Annotated in this window: 15 protein-coding genes; all 15 read right to left on the bottom strand. The window is 32.6% G+C overall.

Annotation, left to right across the window (positions count from 1 at the left end):
- Window positions 1–217 precede the first annotated feature (217 nt).
- A complete protein-coding gene (locus ABXG81_RS08910) occupies window positions 218–916 on the bottom strand; it encodes a V-type ATP synthase subunit D (RefSeq protein ID WP_117520460.1) in 699 nt (232 codons plus the stop codon).
- Between the two features lie 10 nt (window positions 917–926).
- Window positions 927–2,294: a V-type ATP synthase subunit B gene (locus ABXG81_RS08915; protein ID WP_117520462.1), complete on the bottom strand. Its 1,368-nt coding sequence runs from the start codon at window positions 2,292–2,294 to the stop codon at window positions 927–929.
- Window positions 2,294–4,051 carry a V-type ATP synthase subunit A gene (locus ABXG81_RS08920; RefSeq protein WP_353528814.1) on the bottom strand — a complete coding sequence of 586 codons (1,758 nt, stop codon included), beginning with the start codon at window positions 4,049–4,051 and terminating at the stop codon, window positions 2,294–2,296. The genes ABXG81_RS08915 and ABXG81_RS08920 overlap by 1 nt, the downstream gene beginning before the upstream one ends.
- An 11-nt stretch (window positions 4,052–4,062) precedes the next feature.
- Window positions 4,063–4,374, bottom strand: a complete 312-nt coding sequence (locus ABXG81_RS08925) for a V-type ATP synthase subunit F (RefSeq protein ID WP_353528815.1) — start codon at window positions 4,372–4,374, stop codon at window positions 4,063–4,065.
- Window positions 4,367–5,431, bottom strand: a complete 1,065-nt coding sequence (locus ABXG81_RS08930) for a V-type ATP synthase subunit C (RefSeq protein WP_353528816.1) — start codon at window positions 5,429–5,431, stop codon at window positions 4,367–4,369. Before ABXG81_RS08930 ends, ABXG81_RS08925 begins: the two co-directional genes overlap by 8 nt.
- 10 nt (window positions 5,432–5,441) lie before the next feature.
- The gene (locus ABXG81_RS08935) at window positions 5,442–5,993 is read right to left on the bottom strand and encodes a V-type ATP synthase subunit E (RefSeq protein ID WP_353528817.1); all 552 of its coding nucleotides are present in this window, start codon (window positions 5,991–5,993) and stop codon (window positions 5,442–5,444) included.
- 15 nt (window positions 5,994–6,008) lie between these two features.
- Complete coding sequence (locus tag ABXG81_RS08940) at window positions 6,009–6,479, bottom strand: V-type ATP synthase subunit K (protein WP_353528818.1); 471 nt, start codon at window positions 6,477–6,479, stop codon at window positions 6,009–6,011.
- The gene (locus ABXG81_RS08945) at window positions 6,479–8,410 is read right to left on the bottom strand and encodes a V-type ATP synthase subunit I (RefSeq protein WP_353528819.1); all 1,932 of its coding nucleotides are present in this window, start codon (window positions 8,408–8,410) and stop codon (window positions 6,479–6,481) included. Before ABXG81_RS08945 ends, ABXG81_RS08940 begins: the two co-directional genes overlap by 1 nt.
- Complete coding sequence (locus tag ABXG81_RS08950; protein ID WP_288222924.1) at window positions 8,397–8,720, bottom strand: ATPase V; 324 nt, start codon at window positions 8,718–8,720, stop codon at window positions 8,397–8,399. Before ABXG81_RS08950 ends, ABXG81_RS08945 begins: the two co-directional genes overlap by 14 nt.
- Before the next feature lie 249 nt (window positions 8,721–8,969).
- The gene (locus ABXG81_RS08955) at window positions 8,970–10,028 is read right to left on the bottom strand and encodes a ribonucleotide-diphosphate reductase subunit beta (RefSeq protein WP_117520478.1); all 1,059 of its coding nucleotides are present in this window, start codon (window positions 10,026–10,028) and stop codon (window positions 8,970–8,972) included.
- A gap of 118 nt (window positions 10,029–10,146) precedes the next feature.
- Entirely contained in the window at window positions 10,147–13,206 is a 3,060-nt protein-coding gene (locus ABXG81_RS08960; protein ID WP_353528820.1) for a lectin like domain-containing protein, read from the bottom strand.
- Between the two features lie 157 nt (window positions 13,207–13,363).
- Window positions 13,364–15,673, bottom strand: coding sequence for a hypothetical protein (locus ABXG81_RS08965; protein ID WP_353528821.1), 2,310 nt, complete (start codon window positions 15,671–15,673; stop codon window positions 13,364–13,366).
- Window positions 15,674–15,683: 10 nt separating this feature from the next.
- Window positions 15,684–17,738 carry an MMPL family transporter gene (locus tag ABXG81_RS08970; protein ID WP_117520484.1) on the bottom strand — a complete coding sequence of 685 codons (2,055 nt, stop codon included), beginning with the start codon at window positions 17,736–17,738 and terminating at the stop codon, window positions 15,684–15,686.
- Complete coding sequence (locus ABXG81_RS08975; protein WP_117520486.1) at window positions 17,739–18,335, bottom strand: TetR/AcrR family transcriptional regulator; 597 nt, start codon at window positions 18,333–18,335, stop codon at window positions 17,739–17,741. It abuts the gene before it with no gap.
- A gap of 519 nt (window positions 18,336–18,854) precedes the next feature.
- Complete coding sequence (locus tag ABXG81_RS08980) at window positions 18,855–21,383, bottom strand: ribonucleoside-diphosphate reductase subunit alpha (RefSeq protein ID WP_117520488.1); 2,529 nt, start codon at window positions 21,381–21,383, stop codon at window positions 18,855–18,857.
- Between the last annotated feature and the right edge of the window lie 183 nt (window positions 21,384–21,566).

Here is a 21,566-nt window from a genome sequence, read left to right on the forward strand (position 1 = left end):
TTATAAGCAATGATAAGAGTAAATCAATCATAGCAAAAGACTGATTTAACTTATCTTATTAGCTTATAACATTAAGTAAATATTTATTATTATCTCTCCCTTAGTCTTTCATAACTTAGGGATATAAGAGTATAGACTGCAATTATGGTAGCATTTAATACTACTAAAATTGCACATTTTGTATACTAAAATAATGCCCTGATTTCATTTGTTCTTCTTATAAATTAGCTTCTAAATTTCTCTGTTCTACAAAATCAGCTTCATTTAGCGTATCAGTTACATCTGGATCTGAAATAATATCTTTTACTTTCATTAGCCTTGCAATAGTTGCTCTTTCATTTTCTTCTAGTTTTGCTCTAATATATTTGATAGTTTCTTCCAAATCTGGAATAGTTCTATATTCTAGGGCATTTACACGACGACGTGTACTCTCTATTTCATCAGCCATAAGTTGAGTAGTTTTTTCCATCTCTGCAAGCTTAAGTAGCTTTTCCATTACATCATTTAAACCACTTATAGCTTGATCAAGTCCTGCAGATGTTTCAGCATATCCGTATGAATACATACTTGCATCTTCATTTTGTTCTACCTTAAATTCCATTTCTGGAATTCTTACGCTCATGACATTTTTAACACCTATATCAACACCAACTTTTTGTGTCGGAAAGCTTACTGCTGCTTCCATAGATTCTGGACTCATAAAAGCACTTGCAACAAGAAAGTCAGAGAAAGAATCAGAAAGTTCTTTTTCTACTTCTTCTCTTAACTCCTTGTTTTCACGAATTAAAATCATAAACTGACGCATAAGCTCATCTTGCTTATCCTTAAGAAGTTTATAACCACGTTTACTTGTGCCAAGCCTTTCTTTTAAGGTGTTTAGATTCATTCTAGTTGGTGTTACTTTTAGTCTAGCCATAGATTATCACCTAGTCCATATATTTTTCAATAAGGTTATCATCAATTCTCTTAAGCTCAGATTTTGGAATTAATTTAAGCAATTCCCAACCTAAATTTAAAGTTTCTTCGATTGTTCTATTTGTATAATATCCTTGGTTGATATATTTTTCTTCAAATTGCTTTGCAAATTCGGCAAATGCTAGGTCGGCATCTGATAGTGCAGAGTCTCCCAATATCTTTTGAAGCTCACGAGCATCAACACCTGATGCGTAAGCTGCATAGATTTGATTCATTGTACCAGCATGGTCTTCACGAGTTTTACCCTTACCTATACCCTTATCCTTAAGACGGGACAAGCTCGGAAGGATTGATACTGGTGGCTCTACACCTTGGTTGTATAACTCACGATTTAGGATAATCTGTCCTTCTGTGATATAACCAGTAAGGTCTGGGATTGGGTGAGTAATATCATCTTCTGGCATTGATAGTATAGGAATCTGTGTGATAGTTCCTGGTTTACCACGAAGTTTTCCGGCTCTTTCATAAATTGTAGAAAGGTCTGTATATAGGTAGCCTGGATATCCACGACGTCCTGGTACTTCTTTACGAGCAGCTGATACCTCACGTAAAGCTTCAGCATAATTTGTCATATCTGTCATTATAACAAGAACTTGCATATCTTTTTCGTAAGCTAAATATTCAGCACAGGTAAGTGCCATCTTTGGTGTTGAAAGGCGTTCGATAGCTGGGTCATCTGCAAGGTTCATAAATAACACTGAGCGGTCTAAAGCTCCAGTTTTTCTAAAATCTTCCATGAAAAACTGTGCTTCTTCAAAAGTTATACCTATAGCTGCAAAAACTACAGCAAATCCTTCGTCATCATTAAGTACTTTTGCTTGACGAGCGATTTGAGCTGCTACTTGGTTATGTGGAAGTCCATTTCCTGAGAATATAGGAAGTTTTTGTCCACGTACAAGAGTATTTAGTCCATCTATAGTTGATATACCTGTTTGGATAAATTCTGATGGATAATCACGGCTTACTGGGTTTATAGCAGTCCCATTTACATCTCTTTTTTCATCTGGAATGATATCTGGACCATCATCTATTGGTTCTCCAAGACCGTTAAATGCACGCCCTACCATGTCTTCTGATACACCAAGTTCTAGCGGTCTACCTAAAAATCTTACAGAAGTAGCCTCTAGATTAATACCTGTAGACCCTTCGAAAAGTTGGACCATAGCACGTCCTTCTTCAATTTCTATAACACGGCCACGACGACGTTCACCTGTATGCATTTCTATATCTACAAGTTCATCAAAATTGACACCCTCTACACCTTCGACAAGCATAAGAGGTCCAACAACTTCGGTAACTGTTTTATATTCTTTTAACATTATGCCTCCCTTTGTAGTCCGCCAATTTCTTGGTCAATTTCATTTTTTATATCTTTAAGCTTATCTATATCATCTTCATGTATAAACTTAGCTCTGGTTATTTTCTCATGAACCGGTAGATCTTCTAAATTGTCTAATTCCACTCCGGCTGATAAGGCTTCTAATGATCTATCGTAATTATATAAAATCAAATCAAGCATGATATTTTGTTTTTTAAGTGAACAATAAGTATCTACATCATGGAAGGCATTTTGTTGTAAATAGTCTTCTCTAAGAGATTTTGTTACATCAAGCTTAAGTTTATCATCATCAGAAAGCGCATCACGACCAACTAATCTTACGACTTCTTGAAGTGATTGTTCTTGAGCGAGTAAACTCATAGCACGTTTTCTCATAGTTGAGAACTCTTCGTTGACGTTAGTATCTATATATCTATCCATCTTATCTTGATATAGAGAATAAGAATTCAACCAGTTAATAGCTGGGAAGTGACGTTGGTAGGATAAATCATAATCTAAGCCCCAGAATACTTTTACTATACGTAAAGTAGCTTGAGTAACTGGTTCTGAAAGGTCTCCTCCTGGAGGACTTACAGCTCCTATAACAGTTAGACTTCCTTGTTCATCTCTATTTCCTAAAACTTCAACCTTACCACTTCTTTCATAGAAATCTGCAATTCTACTTGCAAGATAAGCTGGGAAACCTTCATCTCCTGGCATCTCTTCCAAACGTCCAGACATTTCACGAAGTGCCTCTGCCCAACGGCTTGTTGAGTCAGCCATCATAGCTACATTGTAGCCCATATCTCTAAAGTATTCTCCAAGTGTGATTCCTGTATAGATACTTGCCTCACGGGCAGCTACTGGCATATTTGATGTATTGGCAATAAGAACTGTACGTTTCATTATTGATTCACCAGTTTTTGGATCAACTAGTTCTGGGAATTCGTTAAGTACATCTGTCATCTCGTTACCACGTTCACCACAACCTACATAAACTACCATATCTGCATCAGCAAATTTTGCGATTTGGTGTTGAACTACTGTCTTACCAGATCCAAATGGTCCTGGAATTGCAGATGTACCACCTTTAGCTACTGGGAAGAAGGTATCTATAACTCTTTGTCCTGTAATAAGAGGTTCATCTGGGTCAAGTTTTCTTTTTGATGGACGAGCCTTTCTTACTGGCCATTTTTGAATCATATTGATTTCTTTATCACCATCTTCTGTTTCAATTATAGCTATAGTTTCTTCAACTGTGTATGAACCTTCTTTGATATCCTTTAATTTTCCAGAAATACCAAAAGGTACCATAATTTTGTGTGTAAGTACTGTAGTTTCTTCAACTGTACCTAAAATATCTCCTGATCCAACTTCATTTCCAGCTTCCATAGTAGGTTTGAATTCCCATTTTGTCTCACGATTAAGTGCTGGAGCTGTAACTCCTCTTTTTAGGAAATTGCCTGCTAAGTCTTCTAATTTTTGAAGTGGTCTTTGGATACCATCATACATATGTTCAAGCATACCAGGTCCAAGTTCAACAGATAGAGGGTGTCCTGTAGATATTACCTCATCCCCAGGACCTATTCCTGTTGTTTCTTCATATACCTGAATACTTGCAACATCTCCCCTCATCTCTATTATTTCGCCGATGAGCTTATCTTTTGATACCTCAACCACATCATAGATATTAGCATCAGATAATCCGCTAGCTTCTATCAATGGTCCTGATACTTTAGTAATTTTACCTTGTTTCAAATTAAGCTCCTTTAATTTAGAATATTGGCTCCAACAGCTTTGTCTACTGACTTATTAATATCAGCAAGACCTATTCCCATAGAGCCTTTGTTGCCTGGAATAAGTATTATAGCTGGAGTCATTTGATCTCTATATTTATCAATTGTAGATGGAATTTGTTGTGCAAATTTTTCTGTAATAAATATTACACCAACATCCTCTTTGGCAAGAGATTTGATAGTATCTGCTGCCTCTTTGCCATCTATAACTGTATATACTTCTACACCGAGTGCCTTAAATGCAAGGACTGAGTCCTTATCCCCGATTACTGCTACTCTATGCATATGTTTCACGCAACCTTTCTAAAGTAAATTCCCTTGGAAGAGAATTTAATTTTGATACTAAAATGATCCTTAGATTTTTAATTTCAGTTTCCTTAGAAATTATATAATTCATCAAAACCTCAGGACCATAGGTCATGGATTTTGCTTTCCTTGAATAATCCATTTGATGATCATCTATAGACTTTTCTAAATCAAGTAGATTTTCATCCATCGACTTATCACTATCTATAGTATTAACTATATACTTATTGATATTTTCATTTGAAAGTTTAACTACTACTTGATTAATATCAACTGCATAAAAGTCATCGAATTTAGAAAGTTCAATATATCCACCGTCTATTAATGCATCTTTAAGGTCATCTAGACTAGCATCTTGTGCTTTTATACGTATAAGAGTTTTGATATTTATAAGGTCAATACGTTCTTTAGTATATTTTGTCAAATCATCTAGACCTATTTGCTCAGCATCCTCTAAAAGTTTTTCATAATAATACTTATCCAAAGTCATATCAATATATTTTGGATTATTTGTTTCTCTAAACCTATTAAGAGCATCTTTTGCATAATCTAGGTACACATCATTAGTATTAACTGATTTATTAAAAGGCTCATAGCCTTTTATATCAAGACTTTCTAAAAATCCTAAATCTACGCTGTCTTCATTAGAAAGCATCTTTTTGATATAGGCTAAATCAATATTGCCTATATCACTATATAAGTGAGTGTATACTTCCTCTTGCACTATTTCTTTTACCATTACCTTAAGGTTATGAAAATTATATCTTTCTCTAAAGTATTGTAAAAGTTCCTTTTCACCAGATGTGCTTTCTATAAGCTCATAGGATTTTTTTAATTCAGTATCGAGTATTTTTTCGTATTCTTCTGGACGGTTAAGAGCTTGTATAGCTTCCCTATAAGAAGAATCGTTTAAGGCCGCTAGGACTTCTCCTAAGTCATCATAGTCGTTTAATCTTTCTAAATCATTTTTTGTAAGGAGGTTTTTTTCATATAGTCTTGTTGAGATAGATCCACCTATATAGTTATCTCTATTCATTTAAGCCTCCTTACTTAAAAATTTCATCAGAAATTTGTTTTCTTATATTATCGATGTTATATTTTATTATCGAAGAAAATCTGTTATCGTATTCGATTTTACCAGATTTTACTACAAAGCCATCTTCTACTGTATCGTCTGATACTTTTAGGTCCTTAAAGTTTTCATTTTTTAGAGCATCTTTATGGTTTTTTGATAGTAAAATCTCACCGTTTATAATATTGGATTTGTTAAGAGTATTTTTTACATATCTCTTATATGAATCAGCATCTAGATTTTTTAAATTTTCTAAAAGATCATCGACAACTTTATCAATAACCTGATTTTTAGCATTAATCTCAATATCACGTGATTGTCTTTCAGTTGACACAGTTTCGTTTTTTCTTATAGTCTCTGCTTCTTTTTTTGCACTTTCTATAATTTCACGAGCCCTTTTATCAGCTTCATTTCTTTTTTCATTTATTATCTCATTAGCTTTAGCATTCGCTTCATCTAATATCTTTTGACTTTCAGTATTTCCTTCGTTAATAATTGATTCTAATATTACTTCAAGATTATTCATAATCTTTTCCTAATATTAAGCTGCTCTAAGCACAAGTAGTAGAGAAATTACAAATCCTAGGATTGCATATAACTCAACCATTACAGAATATACAATACCTTTAACGAATTGGTCTTCATTTTTAGATAGGATATTAACTCCTCCGATAGCTACTTTAGATTGAGCTTTCGCACTTGATAAACCTACAATACCTACTGGTAAAGCTGCCATTAGGTAGTAAAGACCTTGTTGGAAAGTAATATCTCCAGATATATTATTCATAATAAAGAAACCAATTACGAAACCATAAAGACCTTGTGTACCTGGTAAAAGTTGTAATACTAGAGCTTTACCAAATTTATCTGGTTGATCTACTGTTAGTGCTGCTGTTGCCTCACCTGCCATACCTACACCCTTAGCAGAGCCAATACCTGATAAAAATACTGCAACAGCTACTGCTAATACTGTAAAAATAGTTCCACCGTTTTCAACAAAAAAATCACTCATTATTTTTCTCCTTTTCTAATAATATTTATAAAGTCTGTGTCTTCAACCATTTCACGGAACTTTATTCCGCCACCTTCGTAGAATTTATTAAACATTTCTACATAAATCAATCTTAGTGAGTGTACATAAGCTGATAAATATGAAAGGAACATATTAAATAGTTGGAATACTATAAATACTATAATTCCACCTATTAATCCACCTATGCCATCACCTGCCATCATTTCTACAATCAAGTTTACTGAATAAGCTACGAATCCACCTGAAAGTACTAGAGCCATAAGTCTTAAAAATGATACAAAATCACCAATCCATGATGTAATACCGTATAGTTCATAAGTACCACTTGCGATTCTTACACCCCAATTCTTAGCTTTACGACCTCCAAAGAGAACTATAAGAGCCATTCCAGCAATCATTATCCACTTAGCTATAGGACTTTTTGTAAGTCCAAGAGCAATAGCTCCTCCTACTGCCATATACCAGCTTAAAGTGTCAAATATTAATACGTCAAAATGTCCGTCTCTAACAGCCATATAGCCTTTTATGCCTAGAGAATAGAATAAGCTTACACCACCTATAACCATACTCATAACTATAAGTTCGTTAATATCTTTTGTAATATCTATTAATCCAAATGGAACATCGATTATTCCACCAAATACTGATCCAAATAAGATACCAAATACACAAGCAGATATAGAAATTCTTAAAAATAGTTTTAAGGTTCTTTCTTTGCCTGGTAAAATATTACGCTTTAAAGCAAATAAAATTGCAATAACACCTAAAAGCCCATAACCTAAGTCTCCTATCATAAAGCCTGTAAATATAGTATAAAAAGGCGCTATGAGTGCAGTAGGATCGAGTTCGCTATATTTTGGTAAGGAATAAGTTTCTACAATCTCTTCATATGGCTTAACTAACTGATTATTATCCAATATTATAGGAACATTTGGATCTTTCTTATCCGCTTCGATTTCATCTAGGATATACTTATCACCTAAGATTTTATCTAAGTCCTTCTTGAATTCATCTGATTTTTCAGAAGGTATGTATCCCTCTATAATATTCATTTGTTTAGTTTTAAGGAAGTTTTCACTAGAAGCTTCTTTTCTTCTGCAGTTTTTAATATAAGATTGGTAAATATATAAGTCTTGCAAATATTTAGAAAAAGTTCTAATCTCTTTTTCGACTTCTTCTATCTGAGTATTCGCTTTCTCTTTTTCTGTGGATAAGCTAGTAATATAAGTACTTACGTTATCCTCTGCAGATATTTTTACTCTGGTAAATCCATACTCTTTTAAAATTTCACTAAATTCTTCTTTTATTTCTAAACTAGAGACAGCAACAACATAAAAATTGCCTTCATTCTCACTTATCTTATAAACTAAGCTACCATCAAGATCTTCTTCTATCAAAGCTTTTTGGAGCTCATCATAAAACTTACTTGAAATAGTACCAGTCTCAAAGAAAAATCTATTAGAATTATAAAGACTATTTATATCTACGTCGATATCTTTCCATGGTAATAAGTCACTATGCTTACTATCCAAATTATCTTTATTGCTGACTAACTTTTCATGCTTGGTAATTAGTTTTGTTAACTTCTCATAAATTAAATCAAAACCAAAATTAGATCCACGCTTGTTAACCTCATCAAGAGTTAAATCACTTATTTTTCTATAGCTATCTTCTGAAAGATCCTTAGTATAATTTTCTATTGTATCAATAGCATAATTAACTTTGTTAAGTGATTCATCAATTTCAGCAAGCTTACTTGTTTCTCTAACTTCAGTTAAGTAATCCCTATTATCATCTAAAACCAAATCATTAAAATGCACATAGTTAAAATCTTGTAAGGTATTAAGTAAATTTTCTCTATCAGAGTCGAAGCTTAGCAAGTTAAACTTATCCATTTTAACTATTGCCATCTTCTACAATCCTTTCTGTAAGATTATTAATAATAATGTTAACATCTGATTTGTTAATATTTGTTATTTTGTTTGAAGCTTCTCTAGCCTTTTGAAGGATAGGTTCCTTTTCAGCTTGAGCTTTTTTGTTAGCTTCTTCAATTAGGCTTTTAGCTCTGCTATTAGCATCAGCTATAATTTTTTTATATTCTTCATCTGCCGACACTTTGGCATCTCTTAGGATTTGAGATGATTTTTCTTTAGCATCACTGACACTACGGTTTGCAGTATCTTCAGCCTCTTTGATTTTTATTAAAATATCATCTGCCATTTTTCACCCCCTACGTAACATTACTTAAATTATACCCTAAAACCGAGTTTTCAAGTAGTTTTTCTCTATAAATTAAAGAAAAATTTAACAATCAAATAATAGTGATTATTGTAAATTATATCATTGAACAATATATATTATGCTTTATTATTCTTTTTTTATTATATAAATTATTAATCCATTTAAATAAAAAACGAAATCTAGCAATTTTTATAGCTAAGTCTCGTTTTGTAAAATTTAATTTAGTTTTTATAAATCATCTTCAATTATAGAAGACTTAGAATACGCTGATACCTTCGCCTCAAAGAAGTCTGTCTTTACTTGATTTGGATCCGCATATTCTTCTACCCACTTCATTGAATCTGGCACTTCATTATATCCTTCATATAAAGAATCAAAGCCTAAGCCTTTTGCTCTTAGGTTTCCAAGATACTTGATATAATCTTCTACCATCTTCCCGTTTAAACCTGCTATATTATCACCTATAGCGTATTTCCCCCAGGATATTTCTTCTTCTACACCTTCTTTTAGCATAGCTTGATAGTATTTGATATGCTCATCTGTAAATAGATCAGCTCTTTCTTTTCTAAGATCATTTATTAGGGACCTAAATAACCATAAGTGAGTGTTTTCATCTCGGTTTATATACCTAATCTCTTGAACTGTCCCTGGCATCTTACCATTACGTCCTAGGTTATAGAAGAAAGAAAAGCCTGAGTAAAAGTATATTCCTTCTAGAATATAGTTAGCTATAAGGGCCTTCATAAAATTAAACTCATCATCTTTTTCTAAAAAGTCATTATATTGGTCGCCAATGTATTCATTTCTATGAAGCAAATGTTCATCATCTTTCCACATATAAAGAATTTTAGTACGCTCTTCTGGTGAGCATATTGTATCTAGTATATATGAATAGGATTGAGAGTGAATGGACTCTTGATAGGTCTGTATTGATAAACAAAGGTTAATTTCATTTGCTGTTACATAGGTTTGTAGATTTGGTAAATTAGCTGTTTGTATAGAATCTAGATATGTTAAAAATGAAATTATCCTATCAAATGCAAATTTCTCATGCTCATCTAGATTTCTATAGTCTTTTATATCTTGGTTTAGATTAATCTCCTCTGGTATCCAGAAGTTATTCATAGCTTGTCTATACCAATCACTCGTCCATGTATATTTTAAGTTATTAAAGTCATTAAGGTTGGTAGTATTTCCTTGGATAATTTTTCTTTTAGAAAGATCAATATCCCCATCTTCGTTGAAAATACCACGTTTTTCAACTTCTCTTTTTTTACTATCTTCCATTTAATTTCTCCTTATTTATACTTTAATAAAGCTTTAAAATTATAAGCTTTATTTTTACTACTTTACAGATATTATACGCTTATAAAGTTAATTATAAATCTTGGAAGAAGCAAAGGACTTACTCAACTTTTATGTCAAACCTTTTAGTCTTTTGTGCGTAGGATTGTTTACTTGCCTCAATTTTTACAGTATATGTTCCAGCTTTTAAGAATGTAGCTTTAAAGTTTGCTTGCCCTTTATAAGTTGTTTGAAAAGTCTTTTGGGCAATCTCTTTATCATCTTCATTTACTACTGTGAATTTTACACTGGCATCTTTTAGATTTAAGCCTTTTTCGTCTTTTATAAGTACTGGTAAGTTTATTTGAGTCCTTTTCTTATATGAATCCTTTAGGTCTAAAACTTCTATATCAATTGGCTTTTTGTTTGGATCTATAAAATTTACTTCATAGCTTGCTTTTAATTTATCATTGCTACCTTCTTTTGAACTTATTTCTATTTTATAGACTCCTGGTCCCATGCTTCTATTTGGTTGAATATATACTACAGCATTCCCATTGTTATCTGTTACTTTTTCTAGTGAATAATCAAAATTATTTGGACCAGTTACTCTAACATTTAATGGATACGCTTTTTTTAGATTATTATCAAAATCTTTGATCTTTAGGCTAATAGCTGCCTTATCACCATAGTAAAATACTTTCTTATTAGGAGTAAAGTCAACTTTTATGGTATTAGTCTTTTCTTTTACACTAAACTTTGTGGTTTCCTTACACTCTCCATTGTTTGGAGAACTTGCCTTAACTTCAACTTGATATTCTCCAGCTTTGCTATTCTTATCAGGATAGTAATTATAGATTGTTTGCCCTTGGCTATTGGTCTTACCAGTATTACTATGGACTTCTCCATCAGGTCCTGTGATTTTTATAGCTAAATTAGCGTAAGCTAGGTTCTTATCCCCTGCTTTTGTATGGATATTAAGTTCTACCCTTTCTCCAGCTTCATATTCATTTTTACTAGGGTTTAGACTCATACTTATTTTTTCATCTGTAGGAGGAGCTGGTTCTGGGTTTATTTCTCCTATACTAATATCAAAGTTATTTTCATAATCCTCATAACCTTGACCCATAACTTTTACATTTAGCTTATAAGTCCCACTTTCCTTTATGTGATAAGTATATAGATTCATCTTTATATTACCATTAGAATCTGTATACCCCTCTACTTGTTTGCCATCTGCTAGATTTACTCTAACTAGAGCATACCTTAAATTTCTACCTGATTGATCTTTAACATTTATAGATACTGGCAAGTATTCATTTAATTGTAAATTTTCTTTGCCTAAGTTGACATCAACTTTAAAATTATTAATTTTAGGAGTATCTTTTTTGATATACACATCTATAGTTTTGCTAACTCCTGATCCATCAGCTGCTGTTAAAGTTATTTTTGCGGATCCATTTCTAATTGCTCTTACTTCTCCTTTAGTATTTACACTTGCTACATAAGGATTTGAAGATTTGAAGTTAATGTTTTTATTTGCTGCATCAGCTGGCAAAACTTCTACATCTAATTTCTGACTATCTCCAGGACTTAAATTTAAAGTCTCAGGATTTACAATAATATTTTCAACCTTTTTACTGGTTGGTTTGGGATTATTATCATCATTATCATCTGGGTCCACATAAGAGCCTAATGGTTTTGTAAAGGCCTTCACACATACATTAGTATTAGCCATTTGGTTTGTTAAGTCCATCCAATTATAGCCATCATAAGATATATAAGATTGGCCACCAGCTGCTCTTGCTCTAGAAGAGTAGCCCCATATAGGTGCTTCCACTGGTATAGGATAGTTATATCCTGTTGTAGTAAACTTGATAATTGGTGCAAAATAGGCTCCTCTTGGTATTTGTTGAGGATTAATTCTTATAGTAGTGTAACCAGCATATTTTATATTGCCCTCAGCTACTTTAACCCTATCATTAAAGCCACTATTGCCACCTATATTAGTATTTACATAAACTTCATAATCCATGTTATTAGTTGGAACAAAGACACCAACTTCTGTAATTTGTAAGTTTTGATTGGTTGGACCAAATACATTAGAAAACCATCCTACTGTTCCCATCCCTATATTATCAGTCATTCCAAGGGGATCGTGATACCATATAGACTTATCTCTTTCTTTATTTCTAAGTTTAAATATACAGTTACTTGTTCCGATTATAGAGTCATAGTAGGATACATAATAATATCCTCCCATATTACCCCAACCAGTGCCCCATGAATTTTTAACAAGCCATGCGCCATTACCTGGTGCACCCCATTTAAAATTATTTGCACTATAATTATCATCCCAACCTACGATAGTAACGGCATGGTTGCCCCAACCATTTCCATAGTTGTTATGGCCCATTGTGTAAAAATTCGTGTAGTATTCGTTACCATTTACTGTAGTATAGGCAGCTCCATATTCCATGATTGCTCTTTTTAGTGTAGCAGTATCATTAGCATTTCTAACATCCGGTATATACATAGCACTTTCTAGCTCTTTTACAGGCTTTACATATGCGGGAGATGAGAAATCATAAGGATCGTAAGGCTCATCTCTTTCAGATATAGGTCCAGACCATCTAGCTAAATAAGCTGCTGAAATCCTACAATTGCCCCCATCTTTTGGACCCCAATCGTATCCATGAGTATTTCTTAAGTTCTTTTCAGAAAAATCAGTTGATTCACGAGGCAATAAAACTGATTCTGCTGATCCGTAAGTAGCAAAGGCCCAGCAAGACCCATTAGGTCCTTGATTTCTAACAGGTGTTACTCTTCCTTCATCTCTTAGATCATAACTTGCTGGCAAATAACTTGCCATTTGTCTATCTGGTGCAGGATTATCTATAGAGTCATAGTCTGTATAGATTTGCAAGGGATCTGGCCTAACTCCATTTTTTTCTCCCTCTTCACTTGATAAATGCCTATTAAACATAGGGTTTTGTTGGGGACTTTCAATCTCCAAGTCATCTATCAGCTGATCATCATCTAAGCTAAAATGATTTTCAGAATCTTCTAGTTCACTTTTTTGCATGTTGACACCATTATCACTTGCATAAGCAGGCAAAGAGCCGCAGCTTAGGCCAATGATTAGTAACAATGAAATTAAGATATTTTTTTTCTTTTTCATAACTATCCTCGCATAAATATATTTCATATATATTTATATAAAATATAAATTTTTTTGTCAAGTTATAAATTCCTTATTAATTTAATATAGGAATTGCAATAAATGGACAAAAAAGATATAGGCAAGTTTATAATACTGCCTATATCTAAAAAGTTTATTATTTAATTTTTTCGATTATTCTAGATCTTGTTTCAAAATCATCTGTGCTTCCACTTATTGAATTATTTTCTTTTGCCATTTTTGACATTTGATCTAGGATATCTTTTACTTCTGTTAGATCTCCAGTTTTTTCTGTAAGCTTATCTATACCTTCTGCCTTATATCTTCTAAGACCTTCATCAAATTCACCATATTTTGAAACATAAGTATCAAATCCTTCTTTTAATTGAAGAGCTCCGTTTCTAAGTTCAAGCACTCCATTATTTAAGTCATTAATGCCTTTTGACATTGGATTTATAGCTGTTTCATTAATATTAGCTAAGGCAGATAAAGCTTTTGATCTTTCTTCAAATTGAGATAAACCACCAGAAAGTTTTTCTGAACCACTTCTTAACTCAGCTGATTTAGAATCTAATTGATTCATTGCTCCTGTAAGTTTTTCTACACCTTCTTGATTTTGAATTGTACCAGCTTTAAGCTTGCTTGAACCCGCTTTAATTTTACCAGTTGCTTCATCTAGCATTACTATTGATTTTTGAAGTTTTCCTATATCACTCTTTGAGAATCCTTCATCAATTTGTGCTATACCTTTTGATAAGCCTTGAGATGCTTTGCTTAATTGTCCTTTTGATTCGTTTAATTTTGTGCTAAGCTCTCCTGTACCTTGGCTTGCTTTTGCAATACCTGCTGATAATTGACCTGATCCAGCAGATAATTCGCTAAGACTACTAGCTAAAGCTCCTGTTACTTGGGCATTTGCCTTTAGATTCTCTGCTTGAGCATATAAACCTTGTTCAAGTTGTCTTATAGTGTATACTTCATCAGCGTATACTCCTTCACTATCCTTGCTTTCAATGCTTGCTGCTAATCCTTCAAGAGCAGTTGCTTTTGCTGTTATGTCTTCTACACTTGCTCCAACGCTTGGTGCATTTTGTGCTGTTTGGTTTAATTTATCAATACCTTGGTTAAGTGTCTTTGATGATTCTTCAAGTTTATTTAAACCAGCATTAAGCTCTCCGACGCTTGTTGCCATAGGATCTATACTTTGACCAAATTTATCAATTCCAGATTTTAGACTAGCTAAAGAATCTGTAAGCTTACTCATATCCTGATCGCCTGAAATTGATGAGGTTTTTGATCTAAGCGTACCTGTTGCCTTGTTTAATTGAGCTATACCATCATCTAGTTCACTAGCTCCATTTTGAAGTTCTTGTGCACCTTTATTTAATTTAGTCATATTTGAATTGATTTTGCTAACACCTTGTGTATATTGGTTAACTCCATTATTTAGCTTAGAACTACCAGTATTTAATTGGCTTACAGCTGATTGTATTGGTTTAATCTTTCCTGGAAGTGTGCTAAAGGCACTTGATAGTTGATTAAATCCATTTTGAAGCTGAGCTGATCCATCAGCTAATCTTTCAGTACCATTAGATAGTTTACCTATACCTTGATTTAAGCTTTGACTACCTTCTTTTAATTGGCTTGAAGCATCCACTAACTTATCTGCATTAGAAGTAAGTTGATCAACACCATCGCTTAAATCATCTAGAGATGAAAGACTAGTATCTTCTTGAAAAAGTTCATTTGTTATAACTGTATAAACTTCTGTTGGTTCATAGTCTTTAACATCCATTTCAATTTCCATTTTATCTTTAAACTTATCTAGCTTATCATTACCTAATATTCCATCAAAGTTTTCTCTAAGACCTGGTGTAAGAACTCCACTTACTATTTGGTTTTTACCATCTTTTACAACTTTACCATCACCAGCGTCAATATTTGATACTTGATCATCATCAAAGGTAATTTCTGTAACTACTACATAAGGTGAAAATACTTTTCTATCTTTACCATCAACTTTTGCAGTTTCTTCAGTGTTATTTACTGCTTCAGTAACTACTTTAAGATGTCCAGATTTACCTTTAAGATCTTCAAATTTAACTTCTTTACCATCAAGAAAGTATTTTACACTTACATCTACTGGAAGTTCTTTATCTGTGCTTCCTTGATAGTAAACATCCTTATCATCTGAATTCCAGTTGATATATCCATCTTTTGTTTCAATTTTTTCATCTGTTTCAAGATTCTTGATATTTTCTAAGTCAGACTTATCTTTGATCTTTACATTTTTATCGCCATTAATCCAAACAGAAACAGTTTTATCCTTTACTTTTCCAGAATCCTGCGTAACATATATTGTTTCACTTTTACGAGCTAAAGGTTCTGAATCAGCATAGGCAAGATTTGTACCTAAAACAGAACTTACTGTAACTGCTGCAAGGACTTTTACAAAATTCTTTTTCATTAATTTCCTCCTAATTTAATCCTTTTGTTGTCTTCTTAATGAATGGGAATGTTATACTTATTAATGCTGGTAGGAAGAGAATAATTACAAGCATTGATATTATAGCTCCTCTTGCCAAGAATATGCATATAGTTGATACAATCTCCATCTTTGAATAAATACCTACACCAATAGTTGCTGCAAAAAATGAAAGGGCAGATGTCACTATTGATTTTGAAGTTTCTCTAACCGACAAATCAAGCGCCTTATCTACATCATTAGTTTTCTTATACTCAAACAAGAATCTATCCATCATTAGTATTGAGTAATCTATAGTAGAACCTAATTGAACTACACCGATAATAATTGATGTTATAAACGGTATTGTTTTTCCAGTATAGAATGGAATACCCATATTAATAAATATAGCAAGCTCAATAGCCGCAATTAATACAACCGGTATAGCAAATGACTTAAAGACGATAGCAATTATTAAAAATACTACAATTATTGACACTATATTAACCATCTTAAAGTCCCTATCAGATAAAATCGTAAGGTCTTTAGTAAGAACTGCTTCACCAGTCAGCTTACCATCTGGGTCATGCTTTTTAACTATCTTATCAATATCATCAATTTGTTTGTTAACTTCATCCGATGCAGTTTGATATTCAGAGTTTAACATTATCATTTGATAACCGTTCTTATTAAAGTTATCCTTTAATTTATCTGGTAAAACATTACTTGGTAATGTAAGGCCAGTTACTGAATTTAAGCTTAAAACGTTATTAACTCCATCTACATCTTTTATTTCATCAATCATGTTGTTAACACTTTGATTACTTAAGTCGTCTCTTACAACTATAAAGTGGGTTGATGCCATATTGTAATCTTTTTTCATCTTATTTAAAGCTACTATAGAATCCAAATCCTGTGGTAATGATCTATCTAGGTTGTAGTATAGATCTGAATTGTTTGATCCATAGATTGCTGGAATAAATAATAGTAAAAATACAATAAATAATGGTTTTCTATTCTTTATAGTAAAGTCTGCTGTTTTTTCAAAAGAAGGTAATAAAATCCTATGATTAAATCTATTAACCCATTTTTCAGTAAGCAAAAGCATTGGAGGTAATACTACTACTGTAGATATAAGTCCTAAAAGCACACCTTTACTCATTACAAGTCCTATATCCTTACCAAGCCCTAGTTTCATCAAAAGTAAAACTAAAAATCCAGCAAATGTAGTAAGCGATGATGCAAAAATTGATGACACAGTACTTTGAATAGCTTTAGCCATAGCTTCATTGCTTGATTCTGTCTTTTTCTTCTTTTCAACATACCTATGATATAGGAATATAGAATAGTCAGTTGTTACTGCTAATTGTAGTACAGCCGCTATAGCCTTGGTAATATAAGAAATCTCTCCTAAGAAGATATTTGTACCAAAGTTATATAGAATAGCATATCCTATATTTAACATAAATAAGAATGGTATTATTGTAGATTCATTAGCTAAACTTAATACTATAAGAGCAAGTACTACTGCAAGAGCTACATAAATTGGTGTTTCATGGTCTATTAAGTCCTTGGTATCTTTAACTAATGAAGAAATACCACTTAGGTATTTTTGCTTAGACTCTATAGCCTTTATCTGATCTATAGCTCCCATCGTCTTAAAAGAAGATGATGACTCTCCAAACTTAACCATTAAAAGAGTACTGCCATCTGCATAGAAAGCATCCCTTAACTCATCTGGCAAAAATTCATTTGGTACAGTATCTCCTACAATAGAAGATTTAGATATAACATCTTCCACACCATCTACTTCTAAAATTTGCTTTTTAAGAACCTCTGCATCATGGTCGCTACCCTCTAGAATAAGCATACCCGTTGCAGCATTCTTAAAATCTTTATCAAGAATATCTTGACCTTGTGTAGACTCCAAGTCAGCTGGTAGGTATGATAAGATATCATAATTCACACCTGTATGTTGGTATCCTATCCAGGATGGTATTAATAGCAAAGTAGTTATTAATAATACAAGTTTAGGATGGTATGAAATAAATTTTGCGATTCTTTTCATTTAGTTCTCTCCTGTTCTATTAAACATTTTTCTGATAACAGCAAATAAAACTGGCTTCATTTCATCAATTGATAGAATTGACTCTTCCATCAATGCACTTTTACAAGTAGACATCATAATCTCAAGAGTCAACGAAAGGATGTAAAGCTGCTGAGACTCTGAATATGTCTTGGAAAACAAATTCTCATACTTATTTAAAATAAACTTTAAAGTTGAGTCAGCTTCTATTAGTCTTTTATCATTTTCAATTTCTGTGTATAATGCCCAAGTAATATTATCTCTTAAAAGTTCTAATTCAAATGGATTAGCTATAAGATAGTCAATTATGTAATTAACAAAAGATATATACCTTTCGACTGGATCAGTACCAGTGCAATGCTCTTCTGCATTTATAATTATATCCATAGACTTATCCAGAACTATTTGTTCCTTAAGGTCCTTCTTATCATCATAATATAGATAAAAAGTTCCAAGACCATATCCAGCATCTTTCATAATGTCTCTAACAGATGTCTTTTCTAGGCCTTTTTGCTTAAATACCCTAAGTGCTGATTCCATTATTTCAGCTTTTTTCCCACTTGCATACTGAGTAACCATCGCTCCTCCTTTCTATAACTGAACATCGTTCATTTGTTGTCACGTGTATATCATACACCCATTATGAACGATGTTCAATATCTTTTTTATTTTTTTATTTGTAAAAATATGAAATCTACTACTTTAAATCAATTTATAAAGTTATTTTATTATAATATTTGAAAAGAAATACTGTAAGTATGATAAAATATGGATTTTTTACTGTTATTAGAATTAGCACATATTATTTAATAAAAAATATAAATATATTTTATAAGACTTAATTTTAAGGAGTATTAAATGGAACCTAGATAGATACTTTATGATAATCTTTGCTATAATTATGCTAATCTTAGCTTATATTGAATATAAAAAAAAGCAATAAAAATCAGCTATATTCAAGAGCTATAACCCATTGAAATTTAGCTAATCTTATTTAAATATTCTATAAGTTTTATATACTTATTATGATCACTATTATAAAAAACTCACCAACAAATTTTTCTTACTACTTATCGGTGAGTTTAAGTTTATTAAAACTTAGCTTGCACAAGAGTCGCAATCTTCTACTTCTAAACTCTTACCTCTTACATAGTAAATACTCTTTACTCCGGATTCCCATGCTTTTATATATACATTTAATATTTGGCGCATAGTATATTCGTTAGTGATATAAATATTTACTGACTGAGCCTGATCTATATGTCGCTGCCTTACTCCTGCCATTTCCATTGATATTTCTTGATTGATATCATGAGCATTTTCGTATAACCAAAAAGTTTTTGTTGTAAGTCCTGGTGCTACTCTTGGCACTATGGCACCTTTCTTTTCTTCTAAGAAATAGCGACTCATGATTGGATCTACCCCTGCAGATGTTCCCGAGATAATAGATGTTGAACCTGTTGGAGCTATAGCCATGAGATATCCATTTCTAAGACCACTTTCTCTAACATCATCAGCTAGTTGCTCCCATCTTGGGCTATTGTAATTTCTTAGCTTAAAGTATTGACCATTTTCCCAATCACTGCCTTCAAATTCCTTATACGATCCCTTTTCTCTAGCTATTTCCATGGATTCTTTGATAGCATAGTAGTTTATATCTTCATATACCCTATCTACAAATTCTGCGTGGGCTTGGCTGTTGGACCATTTAATATCATTTTTAACTAACATATGGTGGTAGCCACTTGTTCCAAGTCCTATGGCCCTATATTTTTTGTTGGTTACTTCTGCATATGGAGTTGGATAGTAATTTAAGTCTATTACATTATCTAAGGCTCTTACCACTGTTCTTACTGTTTCTTCTAGTTCCTCTTGATTATTCACATCAATAGTTCCAAGAGTTAAACTTGCTAGGTTACATTCTACAAAGTCACCCGGCTTTGTCTTATTAACTATAATTGTATCCCCATTCTTATCTAATATTTCTGTAGATACTGTCTCTGATGCACTCATATTTTGAGCTATCTCCGTACACAAGTTTGATGAGTAAATCATGCCTTTGTGTTTGTTTGGATTCATCTCATTTACTGCATCTCTATTAAAGACAAACGGTGTTCCTGTTTCTGTCCAAGATTTTATTAATAGTCTTACCATTTCCTTTACAGACATTGTTCGTCTTGAGATATCTTTATCTTCTACAAGTTTTAGATAAAACTCTTTCCATTCATCTCCATAGGTATCTTCTAGGGCCTTACCGTATTTCTTCTCAACTTCATGTGGGTCAAACATATGCCAAGTTGCATTTATATCATCACGAGTAAGCTTCCAGAAGTAATCTGGCACACAAACTCCTGGGAAGATATCGTGGGCCTTCATCCTATCATCACCATTATTTGTTTTAAGAGCTAAGAATTCTGGCATATCCTTATGCCAAATATCTAGGTAACAAGCTACAGCTCCTTGGCGAACTCCAAGTTGGTCTACTGCAACGGCTGTATCATTTGCAAGTCTTATCCAACGAATGACTCCACCTGCTACTCCTTCGAATCCACGAATATCAGAACCATTAGCACGTACCTTTCCAAAGTATAATCCCATGCCACCGCCGTGTTTTGAAACTTCTGCAAAGTTTGTAATAGATCTATAGATCCCCTTAAGTGTATCTGGCACTGTATCTATAAAGCATGATGACAATTGGTTAAATGGCTTACGAGCATTAGTCATGGTTGGTGTAGCCATGGTAGCCTTTAGATTTGAAAGCACATCATAAAGTCTTTTGGCAAAGGCAACACTATCATCTTCTGGAATGGCCAAGTGCATAGCTATACCCATAAACATCTCTTGCACGCTTTCTATAATATCTCCTGTAAAAGTCTTTATTAGATAGCGTTTTTTAACTAAATCAAGACCAGAATAGGTAAAGAGATTATCGCGTTCTTTATTAAGATAAGCTCCTAGCTCATCAAAATCTTCTGATGAGTAGTTTTTCTTGATATATTCACCATATAAGCCAGCAGATGTTAGATAGTCAATTTTTGATTTGAAATCTACTATATCAAATCTTTCCTCATTTCTTTTTATTTCAAGATCTATTTCATACATCAAAAATCTCGCTGCAATAATTTCCCAATCAGGTGTTTCCTTACTTGTAAGCTCACTTGCTGCACGAGTAAGTGCCTTTAAGAGATCTTCCTCTGTCATATTTGCCTTTGTAAATGATTCGAATTTTAAATATAAGGATTCTATCGGATATCTTTGATTATCAAACTCTTCTTGAACGCTCTCTATAATCTCTAGTATATCTTTATCTGTAATATAATTTTCAAAATCATTCATTACTTTCCTATCCATATTATGCTTTGCACGATAAAGGATAAAGGATTTTACTTCTCTATAATAATTTTCGTCTATTAAAGTTAACTCTACTAAATCTTGTACTTCTTCAACTGAGACCACGTGATCTTTTGGGTACTTTTCCTTAATAGTAGCTACAATTTTATCTGACATTTCTGATAATTTCTCATCTGTTACAACACTATCTACTGATGCAAAAGATTTAGCTATCGCAAGTTCAATTTTTTCTTTTTCAAAAGTAACTCTCGTCCCATCTCTTTTTATAATTTCCATAATTTTCCCCGATTCTGTGCATAAAAAATAAACACTATATCTAGTGCTTATTTCTTATTTGATGATAATATTATACCATATATAGTAGTTGATAATCATCTTAATTAAATTTTAAACAAAGGCTTGTTTTCAAGCCCGAATTAAAATTAACTCTTAAAATTTTACTTTTAGCTATATTTATAT

This window comes from Anaerococcus nagyae, from assembly GCF_040364225.1.
Taxonomy (GTDB): domain Bacteria; phylum Bacillota; class Clostridia; order Tissierellales; family Peptoniphilaceae; genus Anaerococcus; species Anaerococcus nagyae.